Annotated in this window: 13 protein-coding genes, 6 tRNA genes and 1 pseudogene; 1 reads left to right on the top strand and 19 read right to left on the bottom strand. The window is 42.4% G+C overall.

Annotated elements, in window-relative coordinates; translation table 11 throughout:
• The first annotated feature begins 5 nt into the window (after positions 1–5).
• Positions 6–1,256: a dicarboxylate/amino acid:cation symporter gene (locus tag ACHUGF_RS04555; protein ID WP_394129603.1), complete on the top strand. Its 1,251-nt coding sequence runs from the start codon at positions 6–8 to the stop codon at positions 1,254–1,256.
• A gap of 105 nt (positions 1,257–1,361) precedes the next feature.
• Here the strand turns inward: ACHUGF_RS04555 and ACHUGF_RS04550 are convergent, their stop codons facing one another.
• From ACHUGF_RS04550 to recA, 19 genes and pseudogenes are all read right to left on the bottom strand, one after another.
• Entirely contained in the window at positions 1,362–2,726 is a 1,365-nt protein-coding gene (locus ACHUGF_RS04550; protein ID WP_394129602.1) for a hypothetical protein, read from the bottom strand.
• A gap of 236 nt (positions 2,727–2,962) precedes the next feature.
• Positions 2,963–4,180, bottom strand: a complete 1,218-nt coding sequence (locus ACHUGF_RS04545) for an alginate export family protein (protein WP_394129601.1) — start codon at positions 4,178–4,180, stop codon at positions 2,963–2,965.
• A 109-nt stretch (positions 4,181–4,289) separates the two neighbouring features.
• On the bottom strand, positions 4,290–5,150 hold the full coding sequence (locus ACHUGF_RS04540) for an ABC transporter ATP-binding protein (protein WP_394129600.1): 861 nt from the start codon (positions 5,148–5,150) through the stop codon (positions 4,290–4,292).
• A 21-nt stretch (positions 5,151–5,171) separates the two neighbouring features.
• Entirely contained in the window at positions 5,172–6,155 is a 984-nt protein-coding gene (locus ACHUGF_RS04535) for an ABC transporter permease (RefSeq protein WP_394129599.1), read from the bottom strand.
• Positions 6,156–6,171: 16 nt separating this feature from the next.
• The gene (locus ACHUGF_RS04530; protein WP_394129598.1) at positions 6,172–7,560 is read right to left on the bottom strand and encodes a CmpA/NrtA family ABC transporter substrate-binding protein; all 1,389 of its coding nucleotides are present in this window, start codon (positions 7,558–7,560) and stop codon (positions 6,172–6,174) included.
• 474 nt (positions 7,561–8,034) lie between these two features.
• Complete coding sequence (locus tag ACHUGF_RS04525) at positions 8,035–9,165, bottom strand: sodium ion-translocating decarboxylase subunit beta (protein ID WP_394129597.1); 1,131 nt, start codon at positions 9,163–9,165, stop codon at positions 8,035–8,037.
• A gap of 9 nt (positions 9,166–9,174) precedes the next feature.
• Positions 9,175–10,983, bottom strand: a complete 1,809-nt coding sequence (gene oadA, locus ACHUGF_RS04520) for a sodium-extruding oxaloacetate decarboxylase subunit alpha (RefSeq protein WP_394129596.1) — start codon at positions 10,981–10,983, stop codon at positions 9,175–9,177.
• Positions 10,984–10,997: 14 nt separating this feature from the next.
• The gene (locus ACHUGF_RS04515; RefSeq protein ID WP_394129595.1) at positions 10,998–11,246 is read right to left on the bottom strand and encodes an OadG family protein; all 249 of its coding nucleotides are present in this window, start codon (positions 11,244–11,246) and stop codon (positions 10,998–11,000) included.
• A gap of 540 nt (positions 11,247–11,786) precedes the next feature.
• Positions 11,787–11,863, bottom strand: a tRNA-Arg gene (locus ACHUGF_RS04510).
• 66 nt (positions 11,864–11,929) lie between these two features.
• Positions 11,930–12,021, bottom strand: a tRNA-Ser gene (locus ACHUGF_RS04505).
• 9 nt (positions 12,022–12,030) lie between these two features.
• A tRNA-Arg gene (locus tag ACHUGF_RS04500) sits at positions 12,031–12,107 on the bottom strand.
• 31 nt (positions 12,108–12,138) lie between these two features.
• A tRNA-Arg gene (locus tag ACHUGF_RS04495) sits at positions 12,139–12,215 on the bottom strand.
• A gap of 31 nt (positions 12,216–12,246) precedes the next feature.
• Positions 12,247–12,323, bottom strand: a tRNA-Arg gene (locus ACHUGF_RS04490).
• A 19-nt stretch (positions 12,324–12,342) separates the two neighbouring features.
• Positions 12,343–12,434 (bottom strand) — tRNA-Ser (locus ACHUGF_RS04485).
• 416 nt (positions 12,435–12,850) lie between these two features.
• Positions 12,851–13,048: a carbon storage regulator CsrA gene (csrA, locus tag ACHUGF_RS04480; RefSeq protein WP_011865020.1), complete on the bottom strand. Its 198-nt coding sequence runs from the start codon at positions 13,046–13,048 to the stop codon at positions 12,851–12,853.
• 461 nt (positions 13,049–13,509) lie between these two features.
• Positions 13,510–16,131 carry an alanine--tRNA ligase gene (gene alaS, locus ACHUGF_RS04475; protein ID WP_394129594.1) on the bottom strand — a complete coding sequence of 874 codons (2,622 nt, stop codon included), beginning with the start codon at positions 16,129–16,131 and terminating at the stop codon, positions 13,510–13,512.
• A 269-nt stretch (positions 16,132–16,400) separates the two neighbouring features.
• Entirely contained in the window at positions 16,401–16,748 is a 348-nt protein-coding gene (locus ACHUGF_RS04470; protein ID WP_394129854.1) for a regulatory protein RecX, read from the bottom strand.
• A pseudogene (locus ACHUGF_RS04465) lies at positions 16,737–16,856 on the bottom strand (recombinase RecX); the annotation flags it as partial. The gene ACHUGF_RS04470 and the pseudogene ACHUGF_RS04465, both read right to left, overlap by 12 nt.
• Positions 16,853–17,902 carry a recombinase RecA gene (gene recA, locus ACHUGF_RS04460; RefSeq protein WP_394129593.1) on the bottom strand — a complete coding sequence of 350 codons (1,050 nt, stop codon included), beginning with the start codon at positions 17,900–17,902 and terminating at the stop codon, positions 16,853–16,855. The gene recA and the pseudogene ACHUGF_RS04465, both read right to left, overlap by 4 nt.
• Positions 17,903–18,126: the final 224 nt, after the last annotated feature.

The following is an 18,126-nucleotide window of genomic DNA, read 5'->3' as shown; positions in this document are numbered from 1 at the left end:
ATAACATGATATTACAAGCATTTAAACGTATCCCATTTTGGCAGAAAGTCCTCGCAGGCTTTGTGCTGGGGACTCTAGCCGGTGTGATTTTGGGCGAAACTGCGGTTAATCTAAAACCGTTAGGTGATTTGTTCATCAACGCCATCCGTATGTTGGTTGCCCCATTGGTGTTTTGTGCCATTGTCGTCAGCATTACCTCACTTGGATCGCAAGCAAACCTTAAAAGCCTCAGCTTTAAAACCTTGGGCTTGTTCATGTTGACCGGTACGGCGGCTTCATTTATCGGTTTAACTGTTGGTAGCCTAATCGATATGGGGGGCACGCTCGAACTTGCGACCTCTGAAGTACGTGAACGCGATATACCTGGCTTTGCCCAAGTCCTGCTAAATATGATCCCAGTGAACCCATTTGCTTCACTGGCAGAAGGTAAGATTTTACAAATAATCGTGTTTGCAGCACTTATTGGTATCGCAATTAACGCAGTAGGCGAAAAAGCGACTCCATTGAAAGATGTGATTGCAGCAGGCGCTGAAGTGATGTTCCAACTTACTCGCATGGTGTTAATGCTGACGCCAATTGGTGTATTTGGTCTAATGGCATGGGTTGTGGGTGAATATGGTCTAACAACCTTACTGCCACTGGGTAAGTTTATTTTAGCCATCTATATTGCAGCATTGATCCATATAATCTTTGTTTATGGCGGCCTAATTAAATTTGCGGCTAAGCTAAGCCCATTGAAGTTTTTCAGAAAGGCTATGCCAGCTCAGTTAGTTGCATTTAGTACCGCTTCTAGTTTTGGTACCCTGCCAGTTAGCACAAAGTGTACTGAATCTATGGGTGTATCAAAACGCTACGGTTCTTTCGTACTTCCTCTTGGTGCAACGATGAATATGGACGGTTGTGGCGGTATTTACCCTGCTATTGCAGCCATCTTTATTGCGCAAATCTATGGTATTCCATTAGATATGTCGGACTATATGCTCATTGCTGTCACTGCAACTGTTGCTTCAGTGGGGACTGCGGGTGTACCAGGTAGTGCAGTTGTTATGCTAACCGTCACTCTAGCCGCGGTTGGTTTACCGCTTGAAGGTATCGCCTTTATTGCAGCCATAGACCGCGTAATTGACATGATTCGTACTGCAACCAATGTGACGGGTGACATGATGACCGCTGTTGTGGTTGGCAAAAGTGAAGGTCAATTAGACGTAGAACAGTTTAATTCACAAGAAGTTGCCAGTACCGAGCAGACAGCTTAATACTTAGCAATTAGATAAAAACATAAAAATGCCGCTCATATTGTGCGGCATTTTTTATGGTTCAAGGCTTAATGCTTAATGCTTAATGCTTAAGGTTTGATAGCATTAAAGAAGCGTTAATCTATGTCCAAACGAGCTAGTGCTATCAGGCACTAGAATGAATTGATAATTACTGTCGCCATTAAATTCAAAACTTTCAGATTGATACATTAATGTTTGCGTACCATTATCATCCGTTTTGACAATGCTGATGTCATAATCACCATGCGGGATCAACTCACTTTGCTGCTCTTCAAAGTCTATGTCAGTCATCTGGTATTGTGCAGTTTCAATGGTTTCAGAGTCTCGCACAAAATATACAGCCAAATTGTCAGCCACATCGACGAGGTTCGTGATGGCAACTAAAGACTCATAAGGACGAGGACGCAGGTCATGACTGACAGCCATGGTTTTAACCGTGTCGTCTTCTGAATAAACAATAAGCGTATACACTTCGTCTTGGTTAAACGTCACTAATACATTGTCAAATAGACTGGAATCATCTGCACTAGACACCCCGCTCACGGCATAATCGTTGTACCCCATGTTTTGAAACTCACTCAAACTAAAAGGTTGAATGTCATACACAAACTGGGTTTCTTGTTGACTGGCAATTTGAATATCGACGTCTTGTGAATCTAATCCATTATAAATATTGATGCTAGCAAGTGACTCTAAGGCTGGGTAACTCTGCACCGTGGTGGTTGAATCAACGGAATCAATCACCAGTTTCAATTCCCCAACACCAAAACTAGGCCTGATCAACATTTTGTAGGCTGTATTATCAGTTAGCCCCATAATACTTGTGGTGTAAATAACCTCACTTGAACCAGGCTCTGTGAGGTAAATCAAGTACTCTCCTGTATCAAATACCTGCTCTTGCGAATACTCTCCGTAGCCAACGTTCCCTAAAGCCGTGGCTTCTGTAAAACTTTGGGTAGCAAGCGAGATATACGCATCATAACTCGAGTCTTCGGCTGATACATTGGCAATCAACACCTGCATTTTACTGTAATCATTGTCCTCATCATCATTAAGATCATCCATGTCTTCACGGTTAAATTGTAGATCCAATAGTTGCGGTGTATGAAAATCCCCATATAACACGAACAAATGCTCAGTATCTAAATCAAACTGAGTATCTGCCTCTAACAGTTCAACGCTATTACCGTCTTCATCTAAGCCAAGGATGCTGACTTCACTACTTCCCTCTGAGTAGCTGTAACGAGGTATCGCATCGGCAAAGTCTATGCCTGAATAAGTGTAATCATCCAAAACCAATGCAGTGAGAGTACTATTCGCTGAAGCGTTATAGTATTGAAAGTAGCTATATTGGGTGGTCGTGTCCTCATCACTATCACTGCTGCAGCCAACAAATGACGCTAACAACACACTACCTAACATTAATCTACTCAATTTAAAATTTAACATGCTTACCTCTTTTTAACGATTTACTTACACACTCAACACATAAGACAACACTTGAAGGTAAATTAGTGTCAATCTAGGTAAGTAAATGAAATGTTAAGTCAGTGAAAACACGTAGTTGAATAGGCCTGTATATATAAGCAACAAAAAGTAAAAAAGAGCAGCCTAGGCTGCTCTTTTTTACATCACTTTAACTCATTTTAAAGCTTAATATGGGTCTTGTGACCACTAAACTCCTATTAGAATTTAGCGCTACCCCACAGCCAAACTTTATCAGTATCAACCTTACCCGCATCCGCATCACCTGCAGAGTATGCCGCATACTTAACACCCACTTTATAGTGCTTTTTAATTGGCATTACGTAAGACACATTTACTTCTGAACCTAGATCATCAACTGTTGCAGAAGACTGATCTGCATCAAACTTGTGATATGCAAGTCCCCAGCTACCACCAAAGGCTTTACCGCCTACAGAAGCGTAGATATCGACTAAACCTTCTTTAGGTGTCGCTAGGAATTGATCCGACCAACCGTTAAATTTATGCAACGTTGCTAGTGGTGTGGAGAAGCCGTATTGGCCATCATCAGAACCTAAGTTCTCGTATCCCACTTTAGCCGTCACACCAAATAAAACCGCGCCAGCTTCGAGTGCTAGGTAGTCAGCATCGAACTTGGTATCTGCTGTTGAAGACTCTTGCGTTGCGTATTCAATTTTATATAGCAACTTAGTGTCAGCTAATTCAGTCGAACCAGTAAAGTTAACACCATAAGTATCAAGGGCATTTGATGCATCTTGATCAACTTCTAGCAAATAACCGTAACCGGTCACAGTACCGAAACCTAACTTGTAAGACGCATTGAAGATATGATCTTTTGAATCAACATCTTTCACTTCTGCAAAAATACGGTTGCGCTTATAAATGTAGCCGTAATCCACTTTGAATGCGTCATTGAATGCATATTGCATTGTGACTGCATCAAAGGTTTGACGGTCTTGACGCCAGCCAACATGACCAACAAAACGCTGGTTGCCTAAAGCAATAACCTGACGACCGACACGGCCTTTGAAACCTTGGTACTGATATTGTAAGTATGCTTGGTCTAGCTCAGTCACATTTGGATCTGCAATGACAGAGTATTCAGGGTTGTTACCAATCGCATCGTTATAATCATCGACACCAGCAACATTTCGCGAGTCTTCAAAACCAACCACTGCAGATAAACCATAATAGTCTGCTGTAGCAAATGACAAGCGAGTACGAAGCGTTAAGCCATCAGCATCTTTTAACGCATTATCTTGAGAAACATTTTCATAACGTAGGTTAAGGTCAACAGTTGCTTTACCTTTTGTAAAAGCTTCAGCAAGTGACGTTGCATTATCATCAGCAGCATGAGCTGAACCCATAGCCATTAATACCGCGGTAGTCAGTGCCGACAGTGCAATTTTTTTATTCATCATCTATCCCTATATTTTTATCTAGTTTGGCAATGCAAGTTGCCGACGACACAAGGCCACAAACCATTAAGCCTTACGTCACCTCGGGGCAACTTTAACAACCCGCCGTTCACTTTTCTGTGACATATTTAGCATTTTGTTTCAATTCAGGCATTTTAAATGCACTTTTTGTGGACTGCATCGGTTCTACCTTGCGCTGCTTCTCATAAAGGAACTTTAAAACCTGCGAACGATAGCCGTTATACTGCTGAGACTGCGCTAATTCGAGCCGATCCCTTGGACGAGGTAAATCCACAGTTAATATCTCGCCAACAGTGGCTTCTGGACCATTAGTCATCATCACGATTTTGTCAGACAACAGCACAGCTTCATCCACATCATGGGTAATCATAATGACGGTGTTATTCAACTTAGCCTGAATATCCATTAACGAGTCTTGCATGTGCGCTTTAGTCAACGCATCCAACGCACCAAATGGTTCGTCCATTAACAACACTTCAGGCTGCATTGACAGCGCTCTGGCAATCCCGACTCTTTGCTTCATGCCGCCGGAGATCTCGCTAGGTAGCTTGTCCATTGCATGCTCCATATGCACCAACTGCAAATTGTGCTCAATCCACTCGTGCATTTGTGCTTTAGACATCGACTTTGAAAACACTTGCTTAACGGCTAACTCAACATTCTGATAAGCCGTTAACCAAGGTAGCAGTGAGTGGTTCTGAAAAACCACAGCGCGCTCAGGTCCAGGCTGATTAACTTCAGTGCTATTTAAAATCACACCGCCACGAGTAGCTTGATGTATACCCGCAACAATGTTCAGCACGGTTGATTTACCGCAACCTGAGTGACCAATGAGTGAGATAACCTCACCTTTTTCTATCTTCAAGTTGACATCTTTCAAGGCTGTAAACGTGCCTTTGGGTGTTGGAAACTCCATATCAACACCGCTAATGTCTAGAAAACTTCCCATGTGAAACTCCCCCAAGTTTGCTTAAACTTTTTCCCAAGACACCCAGCGCTGCAAAGTGACAATGCCTTTATCTAGCAAATACCCAATGAAACCTATCACCAATACCGCCGCCATTATGCGTGATAACGACTCTGAGCTACCGTTTTGAAATTCATCCCAGACGAATTTGCCAAGCCCTGGATTTTGCGCCAGCATTTCAGCGGCGATCAACACCATCCAGGCCACACCAAGTGATAAGCGCATGCCAGTGAATATCATTGGAATAGAAGCAGGTAGAACGATTTTCTTGATATGCGTGAATGTAGAGAGCCGCAAGACTTGACTCACGTTGAGCAAATCTTGATCAATACGTGACACACCTATGGCAGTATTGATGATCATTGGCCATACACTGCATAAGGTCACCGTCAACATAGAGTTAATGAATGACTTAGCCAGCCATGGGTCACTTGAAACGTACACGCCACTGACAACCATGGTGACCAGTGGCAACCATGCTAATGGTGATACAGGCTTGAATATCTGGATCATCGGGTTTATAGCAGCTTGTAAACCAGGCTTAAGGCCGATAGCAATCCCCAAAGGAATGGCTAACACTGCGGCTAAGCCGAAACCACACATAACAGTAATCAAACTAGTGACAATTTGATCCCAGAATGTTTCCTTACCAGTGTAAGGTCGCACTTTAGCTTGATAACTAGGATCTTTAGCCAATCGATCGGCATTACGTTTATGCTGCCTTTCATAGAAAGCTTGCGCCTTTTGACGCTCGCTTACATGCTCTTGATACAAATTATCAAACTGACTGATCACCGCGGTAGGGCCAGGGAACTTTCCCAGTGAAGTATTAATACTGCTGGCGGTCATCGACCACAACAGTAAAAATCCAACAATGCCAATGGCAGGCAGTAACAAGGCTTTTAAGCTAGGCAAAATTGATTGTGTTATCTGAGCCATACTCAACTTACCTAATCCCGTATGACGAATATTCGATACAGAACTCATAGTGGCACTCCTTGCCTTACAGCTTATCGCCCTGCTTTAGGCCAATAGTAAATGAATTGATGTACTGATTAGGCTGTGTGCCGTCATACACGAGATCATCAATAAAGTGAGTTTGTGGTGATTTGAAGCCTGTTTCATTGGCAAAATCAGGAAATGCTTCTTTTGCTATTAGCTTATCGTCGATTAATGACTGCGCAGCTTTTGCATAAATATCAGGACGGTAGACTTTAGCAGCGACATCTTTATACCAAGCATCTGGCTTATCTTCCGATATTTGTCCCCAGCGGCGCATTTGAGTGAGATACCAAATTGCATCTGAGTAATATGGGTAGGTTGCATGGTGTCTAAAGAATACGTTGAAATCAGGTACTGCACGTTTGTCACCTTTCTCGTATTCAAAGGTACCAGTCATACTGTTGGCAATCACATCGTAATCTGCACCGACATAATTAGATTGCGATAAGATTTTGACCGCTTCAGGACGGTTAGCATTGTTATTGTCATCTAACCACTTAGCTGCGCGAATAAGTGCACGTGTTAAACGGATGGTGGTGTTAGGGTACTTTTCAGCAAACTCTGCAGTGATACCAAACACTTTTTCAGGGTTATCCTTCCAGATCTCATAATCAGTCACAACAGGTACACCAATACCTTTAAATACGGCCTGTTGGTTCCACGGTTCACCCACGCAATAACCGTAAATAGTGCCGGCTTCTAAGGTTGAAGGCATTTGTGGTGGCGGTGTTACTGACAATAACGCTTGCGCATCAATTTGCCCTGAGGTATCGCCTTTGTGAGGTGCATAAAACCCTGGATGAATGCCACCTGCGGCTAACCAATAACGTAATTCATAGTTATGAGTCGATACAGGGAAAACCATTCCCATATTAAATGGCTTACCCGCATCAATATATGATTCAACCACAGGCTTTAACGCATCAGCCTTAATCGGGTGAACAGGTTTACCGTCTGCTTGCTTGGCGATGTTAGGCTTCATTTTTGCCCATACATCGTTCGACACGGTAATCGCATTACCGTTTAGATCCATTGAAAAAGGCGTAATGATATGTGCTTCGGTACCATAGCCGATCGTCGCTGCAATGGGTTGACCCGCCAACATATGCGCACCATCTAAACGGCCATCAATCACGCCATCAAGTAATACTTTCCAGTTTGCTTGCGCCTCAATCGTCACATACAAACCTTCTTCTTCGAAATAACCTTTCTCATAAGCAATGGCAATCGGTGCCATGTCTGTGAGTTTAATAAACCCAAACGTCAGTTCTTCTTTTTCGGGATAACCGAGTTCAGCCTGAGCCGGCATCATTGCTACTGATGCCGCGACTGAAATGGTGAGTGCCGCCGACTTTAACAACTTGCTTGTCAGTGATTTGGTGATATTCATATGCTTCCTCTTTCAATTAATTAATCAAAAAAGGCGCAACTTAATACCCCTTACGAAGTATTAAATAGCGCCTTTGCTAATCTATAACCAGATTGTCATTGGTTAATAAGCCGTTATCTCGAACGGATTAATTAACGCCCCCAGATAAATTGGTCACAATATATCTCTAAAGGGTTACTCCACTTTTTGTGCCAACTTTAATGAGTTATTAAAATTCAATAAGTTACATCAGAAGCAACAGTGTAATAGCGTAATAGGACGGTACATACTTGTGCACGGCTGATTAACAAATGCTGAAATATGCACCAAAAGAGGTAAATGAGAATACAAATTATTGGGAAATGATTTATCTACAGAAACAAAAAATCCATCTGAGATTTCAAATGGATTTAATAACCAAGCAATGATTGAGTCGATGACAGTGGCTAGGCTGAACTCGACTCAACAGCTGCTGAACAATTCAATAATGAAGACTTACCCCAATACTGCCAGTAATACACCAGCTGCAACGGCACTACCGAGTACACCGGCGACATTCGGCCCCATCGCATGCATAAGCAAGAAATTTTGCTGATTAGCTTCTAAGCCAACTTTATTAACGACTCTGGCAGCCATAGGAACAGCCGAGACACCCGCCGCCCCCACAAGTGGATTAACTTTACCACCGGTGAGTTTGCACATTAGCTTAGCCATGAGTACACCTGCGGCAGTACCAATACTAAATGCCACCGCACCCAATACCAAAATACCGATAGTCTCTAGGGTTAAGAACTTATCAGCCGACAGCTTTGATCCCACAGCCAGGCCAAGGAAAATAGTCACAATATTGATCAGTTCATTCTGCGCTGTGTTTGAAAGCCTATCAACGACACCAGACTCACGCATAAGATTGCCCAAACAGAACATGCCCACAAGTGGCGTCGCTGCGGGTAAGAATAAAATGGTTAACCCAAGCACCATCAAGGGGAAAATAATTTTCTCTTTTTTGCTGACTTCGCGTAATTGATCCATTTTAATCGCCCGTTCAGCTGGTGTGGTCAGCAGCTTCATAATTGGCGGTTGAATTAGCGGTACTAATGCCATGTACGAGTATGCAGCAACAGCAATCGCACCGAGTAAATCAGGCGCTAATTTTGAGGCTAAGAAAATAGCTGTGGGACCATCAGCGCCACCAATAATCGCAATGGCTGCAGCGTCAGTCATTGAAAACTCAAAACCCGGAACCAGATTAAGACCAATGGCACCAAGTAGCGTGGCAAAAATACCAAACTGAGCAGATGCTCCAAGTAACAACATTTTCGGGTTGGCGATCAGTGCCCCAAAATCAGTCATGGCACCCACGCCCATGAAAATAAGCAAAGGAAAAATACCTGTGCCGATCCCCACTTCATAAATGTAATAAAGCATGCCCCCTGGTTCAGTAAAACCCGCATTGGGGATGTTGGCCAAAATAGCGCCAAAACCAATAGGTAATAACAATAAAGGTTCAAAGCCTTTTGCTATTGCTAAATAAAGCAGCAATAGCCCTACGGCAATCATAACTAGCTGGCCAGCTTCAAAGTTAGCGACACCTGTTTCATTCCAAAATGCTAATAATCCTTCCATGATCGCCTCTTATGCTATTGCCAACAATGGCGAGCCTACAGTGACTGAATCACCTTGTTTTACAGCAAGACTCGTCACCACCCCATCTTCAGATGCTCGGACTTCAGTTTCCATTTTCATCGCCTCTAGAATGAGCACGACTTCACCATTCTTCACAGCTTGTCCCTCACTGACTAATACCTTGAAAATATTGCCAGATAGAGGTGCTGTCATTTCAGCCTTGACCGGGCCGGCAGCGACATCATTTGCGGCAACACTCGTATTAGCAGGCGCTGGTTGAGGAGCTGACACAGGTGCAATTTGACTGATATCACCACCTTCGGCAACTTCAACAACATAGCTTTGACCTTGCACATTTACTGTGTAGGTCTGTGGCTCGTTCGTCACAGTTGAAGCAGGTTTTACAGCTGGTGATGTGTCAATATCATCAACGCTAGGAGCCGGTTCAAATGCATCAGGATTACCACGGTTTTGCAAAAACTGTAGACCGATTTGGTTAAACAGCGCATAGGTCATCACATCATCATCTTGCTCTTTAGCCAGTTCTAAACCCTGCTCACTTGCTAACTGAGCTAACTCAGTGCGTAATTTATCTAACTCAGGTTCAAGTAGATCGGCTGGACGACAGGTTATCGCTGTCGAATCACCTAATACGCGCTTTTGCAGTTCTGCATTAACAGGTGCAGGTGTTGAGCCGTATTCGCCTTTGAGTACCCCTTCAGTTTCCTTGGTTAGCGATTTATAACGTTCGCCCATCAGCACATTGATCACAGATTGTGAACCCACAATTTGAGACGTTGGTGTCACAAGCGGTAAATAGCCTAAATCTTTTCTTACTTGAGGAATTTCTTCCAATACGGCATCAAGTTTATCACTAGCACCTTGTTCTCTTAGCTGGTTTTCCATATTGGTTAACATGCCACCAGGTACTTGCGCGCGTAAAATTCGCGAATCGATGCCTTTTAATGCACCTTCAAAGCGAACGTATTTTTTACGCACTTCTCTAAAGTATGCGGCAATCTCTTCCATAAGCGCCATGTCATAGGTAGTTTCACGTTCAGTACCTTCGACCATCGCCACAAGTGTTTCACTGGCGCTATGACCATAGGTTTGACTCATTGAAGATATCGCTGTATCTAATACATCAACGCCAGCTTCAATGGCTTTTTGGTAGGTTGCAGTGCTCAAGCCTGTAGTAGCATGACAATGCATAGAGATTTGTAGATCAGTTTGTGATTTTAAGCGACTTATTAACTCATATGCTTCCATAGGTTTAAGTAACCCAGCCATATCCTTAATACATAAAGAATCAGCGCCCATATCTTCAAGGCTTTTGGCCATATCAACCCATGTACTCAGAGTGTGTACAGGGCTAGTTGTGTACGAAATAGTGCCTTGTGCATGTCCGCCAACTTGTTTAACCGCTTTTACTGCTGTTTCTAAGTTGCGAACATCGTTCATTGCGTCAAATACACGGAAAACATCAACACCATTTGTATGAGCGCGTTCCACAAAACGGGTGACAACATCATCAGCATAGTGACGGTAGCCTAATAAGTTTTGCCCACGTAATAACATTTGCTGTGGCGTATTGGGCATGGCTTTTTTCAGTTCACGGATTCGATCCCAAGGATCTTCTCCCAAATAGCGAATACAAGCATCAAATGTGGCCCCGCCCCACGACTCCATTGACCAGTACCCTACTTTATCTAACAAAGGAGCAATGGGTAGCATGTCATCAATGCGTAAACGGGTAGCTAAAATAGATTGATGAGCATCGCGTAAGGCAACCTCGGTTAGTGCTAATGGCTTATTCATAACGTCTCCCATGACTAATTTGCCTTTGTACGATACTGATGAACGGCTGTGGTAATTGCAGCGACAAGTGCAGGTTCTAGCTGTGTAGTTGCAGGTTTACTTCCAACAGATACGGTTGATGGTGATTGAGTTGTGACAACAGGAAAGAGTTTAGCAACCACCTTAATACCAACGATCAGTAAGCTCAAAAATATAAATACTAACCCCATCCCCATGAGCATAATGCTCAGCGCTGTGGTGAGTTGTTCTGTGATTGATTCCATAGTCCCTCTTATATCATTATTATTTGGTTTAACGCGTAATCTTTATCAAAACAGCTTTGAAATACTCAAAGGCGATATTGTTGAAAAGAGATAACCGAGGAGCACAAGACATCAACTCATTGGGTTACTGCGTAATTATTCATTCAGGACAATCAGATTAAAACGAATCTCATAGTTCGCTATGAATAAAAAACCTTACTTGATAACAAAATATAAACATATCTATACCAGTTACCATACCCAGTTGTAAAATGGTCTGACCAAAATAATAGTAAGCCGAACAACCTTGATGAATATTATTCAAATAATGCTTTAGTTTTACTAAGAATCGATAAATAACGAGTGCTTTTTTTAATAAACTTCATTTTTGCTAACGTTGTCATTGTTGGTATGAATAAATTGCTAAGGCTTGGATGATTTACTGTGTGTAAGGGGCGCTTATCATTTGGATAAACTGATGGTTTGTCGAGGTGAAACAAAGGATATTGCTTAGCTGACCAATAGGAAAAAAATGCCCTGCAATTGCAGGGCATTTTAATATGGTACGCGTGAGAGGATTCGAACCTCTGACCGCCTGGTTCGTAGCCAGGTACTCTATCCAGCTGAGCTACACGCGCAAATCAGTTTTAATTCCATAAAGCATAGTTCAAAACAAAATCATTGCTTAAAACTTGCAAAAGGAATGGCGGAGAAGGAGGGATTCGAACCCTCGATGGGAGATAAAGCCCATACTCCCTTAGCAGGGGAGCGCCTTCGGCCACTCGGCCACCTCTCCACACAAATATGGTACGCGTGAGAGGATTCGAACCTCTGACCGCCTGGTTCGTAGCCAGGTACTCTATCCAGCTGAGCTACACGCGCATCTTATATTTTCTTGCAACACTATCGATAATGGTACGCGTGAGAGGATTCGAACCTCTGACCGCCTGGTTCGTAGCCAGGTACTCTATCCAGCTGAGCTACACGCGCATCTTATATTTTCTTGCAACACTATCGATAATGGTACGCGTGAGAGGATTCGAACCTCTGACCGCCTGGTTCGTAGCCAGGTACTCTATCCAGCTGAGCTACACGCGCCCTGATATCGGGTAAGAAATGGCGGAGAAGGAGGGATTCGAACCCTCGATGGGAGTTAAAGCCCATACTCCCTTAGCAGGGGAGCGCCTTCGGCCACTCGGCCACCTCTCCGTTTTCTTGGCGCACATATTACTGTTTGACAAAAATAAGTCAAACCCTTTTTAGGCTCTGCATCGTCATTTGCACAGTTTTAAATCATATTGTGCTAAAACAAACCGAATTAATTTAAAAAATGTGTTTTTGTCTGAACATATTAATGACAAATAACATAAAACATAATGGATCAGATTTATCTGTTCGCTAAACGATCTTAATTATTCAGCCTAAAACGATTGTCATCACAATGTCATACGTAAGGGTTAGCATGAACATATTAAAGTTGAGAGCAAACAGGAAATAAGCTCGCAAGTAAACCATTATCTATTGCTGCTTAGGTAAGTTAACCAAGTAAATTGTTGATAGATTCAGAAAACAAAAAAGCCAGCAATATGCTGACTTCTATAGCGTGAGTTAACGACTAAGCTGACTTAGAAGTTACCACCTTCAGATGAAGAACCTGACTTCTCAGATTGAATACGCTGATAAATCTCTTCACGATGTACAGAGACTTCTTTTGGTGCATTAACACCAATTCGTACTTGATTACCTTTTACACCTAGTACTGTTACGGTGACTTCATCACCAATCATTAAAGTTTCGCCCACACGACGAGTCAAAATCAGCATTCGATTGCTCCTTTTAGTTCAATCTGCATAACACGCTTTGTCCGTAATATGCGCTCATTATAAGGTTAGCCTTAGATAAAATCATAGTATCTATTTCTAAAAATAGCGGATAAATAAGCTTTTTTTGTTCAAAAACGACATTTTATCGAATATTCGTCTCTTTTGACCCAATTAAGCTAAGTTCGCGCAACAAACTTAATACATTCACACGTAATTACCACAAAAGATGCAGCACAAAAAAGCAACAACAGTGTGGTCATTTTGACTAAATTTATCGCTACACCCTAAGTAGCTAGATTTAGATTAGTCTATAAAAGCTAATTACTTATCCCTTTTTAGATGCAGAAATTTACTATGCCAAAACTAATTAGTTGTCTCAAGCAAAATTACCTATAAATACAACTTTATAGATAAAAAAATAGCCTATTTTCAAAATAGGCTATTTAAATATATTCTGATTATTACAATCGCTCTGTAACCCAAGGTAATACTGAAGCAAGCGCATCATCTAATAATTCAGGTTGGCTACCACCAGCTTGTGCCATATCAGGGCGACCGCCGCCCTTACCACCAACTTGTTGTGCAACCATCGCTACCAGTTCACCAGCCTTCAGTTGCTTGGTTAAATCATTACTGACACCTGCAATCAGATTCACTTTGTTATCACCCGGAATACCTAGCACGATAACTGCAGATTTAAGCTTTTGCTTTAGCTCATCTTGTAAACCACGAAGTGATTTTGGATCGGCACCTTCAAGCTTTTTCACCAGTACCTTAATGCCATTAACATCAACCGCGTCACCAGCTAAGTCAGCACTCGCCGCAGCAGCCAACTTATCTTTTAACTGAGACAGTTCTTTCTCTAAGGTTTTCACTTTATCAAGTTGAGCTTGTAGCTTAGTCACTACTGATGCGCTATCAGATTTTAGTAGCGCTGCAGCTTGGTCTAGTTGTGATTTTTGCTCGGCAACGTATGCCATCGCGGCTGCACCAGTAACGGCCTCAATACGACGAACACCTGCAGCAATACCGCCTTCTGAAGTGATCTTAAATAAACCAATATCACCCGTGCGGCCTACATGGGTACCACCACAAAGTTCAATTGAGAAATCGCCCATAGTCACAACACGCACTTTGTCATCATACTTCTCACCAAATAATGCCATTGCACCTTTAGCTTTAGCTTCATCAATATCCATCTCAGCCGTAGCCAGTTCATGGTTACGACGAATTTGAGTATTAACAAGATCTTCAATTGTTTTTAATTCTTCAGGCTTAACCGCTTCAAAGTGAGAGAAGTCAAAACGTAAACGCTCAGGGTCAACTAAAGAACCTTTCTGAGTAACGTGAGAACCAAGTACTTGACGTAATGCCGCATGTAATAAGTGAGTCACCGAGTGATTAAGTTCAGTACGATGGCGTAGCTTCTTATCAACTTGTGCAGTAAGAGATTGACCGACTGATAACTCACCACTAATCAATTCCCCTTGGTGGCCTGTCGCAACACCAAAAGTTTGTGTATCAGACACAGTAAATTCAACGCCTTGCCAAGTTAGCAAGCCTTTATCGCCTACTTGGCCACCAGACTCTGCGTAGAATGGTGTATTCTCAAGCACAACAACAGCAGCTGTACCAGCTTGCAAGCACTCAACCTGTTCACCATCAACATAAATAGCGGTAACTTTGGCTTCAGTGCTAAGTTCAGTGTAACCACTAAATTGGGTATCTTGTTCAATCATCAAGCCAGCGTTGTAATCTGCACCAAAATTACCTGCTGCTTGTGCACGACTACGTTGCTTCGCCATCTCAGTTTCAAAGCCCGCTTCATCAACATTGATATCACGCTCGCGACATACATCCGCGGTTAAATCAACAGGGAAACCATAGGTGTCATAAAGTTTAAATACAGTTTCACCATCTAAGATGTCACCATCAAGTTGAGTTAATGCGCCATCTAAAATTTGCAGGCCACGCTCTAAAGTACGGGCAAATTGCTCTTCTTCGGCTTTTAGTGACTTTTCAACAATTGCTTGCATAGCCACAAGTTCTTTAGCAGCATCCCCCATGACATCAATCAATGTTGGCACTAGCTTGAAGAAAAAGGCATCAGTGGCACCGAGTTTGTTACCATGGCGAACTGCACGGCGAATAATACGGCGCAATACATAGCCACGACCTTCATTAGACGGCATGACACCATCGGCAATTAAGAAAGCACATGAGCGAATATGATCGGCAATGACGCGAAGTGATTTATTCTCTAAATCATTAACACCAATAATCTCGGCTGTTTTAGCAATCAATTTTTGGAAAATATCGATTTCATAATTTGAGTGAACACCCTGCATGATGGCAGCAATACGCTCAATGCCCATACCGGTGTCAACGGACGGCTTAGGTAGTGGTTTCATTTCACCGTCAGCTTGACGATTGTATTGCATGAAAACGATGTTCCAGATTTCAATGAAGCGATCACCGTCTTCTTCCGGTGTGCCAGGACGGCCACCCCAAATGTGCTCACCATGATCATAAAAGATTTCAGTACATGGACCACATGGACCAGTATCACCCATTTGCCAGAAATTATCTGACGCATAAGCAGCACCTTTATTGTCACCAATGCGAATGATGTTTTCCGCTGCTACACCAATTTTCTTATTCCAAATTTCAAATGCTTCATCGTCAGTATCATAGATAGTCACGCAAAGCTTTTCAGTAGGTAGCTGCAATGTTTTAGTTAAGAAGTTCCATGCAAATGCAATAGCATCTTCTTTGAAGTAATCACCAAAACTAAAATTACCTAGCATTTCGAAGAAAGTATGGTGACGCGCGGTATAACCGACATTATCTAAGTCATTATGTTTACCACCTGCACGCACACAACGCTGTGAAGTAGTCGCGCGGTTATAGTTGCGCTTTTCCATACCCAAAAATGTTTCTTTAAACTGGTTCATACCCGCATTGGTAAACAATAACGTTGGGTCATTGTGCGGCACTAGTGAACTACTATCGACAACTTGGTGTCCGTTTTTCTCAAAGTACGCTAGAAATGCACTTCTTAATTCTGCAGTGGTCTGAAACATGAAATGATCCTGAGTAGAAATTTAGCCGTTATTCTGTTTTTGGAATATAGCCCAAGGCCAATGACTATACGCCAGAATTGACCGCATTATATACCTATTCATTATCAATTTGCGAGATAGAGAAATCGATTAGATCAAGCGTTAAGCTAGATTGCACTTGAGATAAGCGCATTTATTGTTAAAGCGTACACGTAAAGCGGTTTTATGCTGCTGGTAGAAGTTGACTGTTGGTAATTGATAGCACCTGCAAAAGCAAACTAACTAGAATACTAATACTCTTCAGATAACGGGTCATAATCTAATGCAAAGGCGACCTGATCAAAGTCAAAGCCTTGGCCTACCATATGTCTTATCCGTCTAGATTTTTCTTTGTAGTCATTAGTTTTTGGAATGCGATATTTCTTAATGGCTTTTTCTCTGGCGAGTGCATACCAATCACAGTCAGACTCATCAATAGCTTGACTGATCACCTCTTTGCTAAGGCCTTTTTGTGTCATTGCCTGACGGATACGGTTTACACCATGATATTTAGCAATGTGGCTCCTAAGCAACATACCAGCAAAACGTGGATCGCTCTGAAAGCCTTCGGCTTGACAATAGTCTAATGTGAGTTGAATTTCTTGCGGCTCAAACTCTTTAAGTTCAAGTTTTGTTTGAAGCTGTTGGCGGGAATATTCGCGGCGCGCTAACAGCGCGACCGCGTATGATTTTGCTGACTGATTCAGAATACTTCGCCTGTCTCTAAATCAATATTTTCTTCGGTGCCTGCTGCAGACTTATTGGCAAGTAGCAGTCCACGCAGAGCGGCATCAATTTCAGCTGCAACTTCAGGATGTTCGACTAAATACTTACCCGCATTCGCACGTCCTTGGCCAATTTTTTTGCCTTGGTAGCTGTACCATGCGCCAGCTTTTTCAACTAATTTATTGGCAACACCTAGGTCAACTAACTCACCTACGCGGTTAATACCTTCACCATAGCGAATCTGGAATTCAGCTTGCTTAAACGGTGCTGCAATTTTATTTTTAACAACTTTTACGCGGGTTTCGTTACCCACGACTTCATCACCTTCTTTAATCGCACCTGTACGGCGGATATCTAGACGCACTGAAGCGTAGAATTTAAGAGCATTACCACCCGTTGTCGTTTCTGGGTTACCAAACATCACACCAATTTTCATACGAATTTGGTTAATAAAGATAAGCAATGTGTTTGATTGCTTTAAATTACCCGCCAGTTTACGCATTGCTTGGCTCATCATACGCGCAGCTAAGCCCATGTGAGAGTCACCAATTTCACCTTCAATCTCTGCTTTAGGTGTAAGTGCAGCGACCGAGTCAACAATGATGACATCTACTGCGCCAGAGCGAGTTAGTGCATCACAAATTTCCAGTGCTTGCTCGCCAGTATCAGGCTGTGAACACAGTAAGTTATCAATATCTACGCCTAAGTTTTTCGCATAAATAGGGTCTAGTGCATGCTCGGCATCAATAAAGGCACAAGTTTTACCTTCACGTTGCGCTGCTGCAATCACTTCAAGTGTGAGTGTTGTTTTACCTGAAGATTCAGGACCGTAGATTTCTACGATACGCCCCATTGGTAATCCACCCGCACCGAGTGCAGCATCAAGCGACAGCGAACCAGTAGAGATAGTTTCAACATCCATGGTGCGGTCTTGGCCAAGCTTCATAATAGAACCTTTACCAAATTGCTTTTCAATTTGACCTAATACAGCGTTAAGCGCTTTCTCTTTATTTGGATCAACCGACATTACAAAACCCTCATAAGGTATTCAATAATCTAATAAATATAGTAATCTTGCCGAAGCAAGAACATGCTTCTTGTTCAATATGATGATCAGTATACTGTATAATCATACAGTATCAAGTGCTGGTTAAACTTTTTTTAGCAGCAAGTTTTTTAGTCATTTTGTTTCAATGTTTTAGCACACGAATCTGTTTCGGCTATTTCTTCTTACAACATAAAATTGCTAAG

The sequence above is a fragment of the Shewanella maritima genome, assembly GCF_043643735.1.
Lineage (GTDB): Bacteria > Pseudomonadota > Gammaproteobacteria > Enterobacterales > Shewanellaceae > Shewanella > Shewanella maritima_A.
The sequence above is the reverse complement of the archived record's forward strand: the minus strand, read 5'-3'. Positions and strand labels throughout refer to the sequence as shown.

Excerpts from the sequence above, each read along its gene's own strand:
- oadA (WP_394129596.1), bottom strand. The coding sequence starts at position 10,983 with ATGAATAAGCCATTAGCACTAACCGAGGTTGCCTTACGCGATGCTCAT.
- alaS (WP_394129594.1), bottom strand. The coding sequence starts at position 16,131 with ATGTTTCAGACCACTGCAGAATTAAGAAGTGCATTTCTAGCGTACTTT.
- ACHUGF_RS04535 (WP_394129599.1), bottom strand. The coding sequence starts at position 6,155 with ATGAGTTCTGTATCGAATATTCGTCATACGGGATTAGGTAAGTTGAGT.
- ACHUGF_RS04545 (WP_394129601.1), bottom strand. The coding sequence starts at position 4,180 with ATGAATAAAAAAATTGCACTGTCGGCACTGACTACCGCGGTATTAATG.
- ACHUGF_RS04525 (WP_394129597.1), bottom strand. The coding sequence starts at position 9,165 with ATGGAAGGATTATTAGCATTTTGGAATGAAACAGGTGTCGCTAACTTT.
- ACHUGF_RS04540 (WP_394129600.1), bottom strand. The coding sequence starts at position 5,150 with ATGGGAAGTTTTCTAGACATTAGCGGTGTTGATATGGAGTTTCCAACA.
- ACHUGF_RS04530 (WP_394129598.1), bottom strand. The coding sequence starts at position 7,560 with ATGAATATCACCAAATCACTGACAAGCAAGTTGTTAAAGTCGGCGGCA.
- csrA (WP_011865020.1), bottom strand. The coding sequence starts at position 13,048 with ATGCTGATTTTGACTCGTCGTGTGGGCGAAACTTTAATGATTGGTGAT.
- ACHUGF_RS04550 (WP_394129602.1), bottom strand. The coding sequence starts at position 2,726 with ATGTTAAATTTTAAATTGAGTAGATTAATGTTAGGTAGTGTGTTGTTA.
- ACHUGF_RS04515 (WP_394129595.1), bottom strand. The coding sequence starts at position 11,246 with ATGGAATCAATCACAGAACAACTCACCACAGCGCTGAGCATTATGCTC.
- ACHUGF_RS04555 (WP_394129603.1), top strand. The coding sequence starts at position 6 with ATGATATTACAAGCATTTAAACGTATCCCATTTTGGCAGAAAGTCCTC.
- recA (WP_394129593.1), bottom strand. The coding sequence starts at position 17,902 with ATGTCGGTTGATCCAAATAAAGAGAAAGCGCTTAACGCTGTATTAGGT.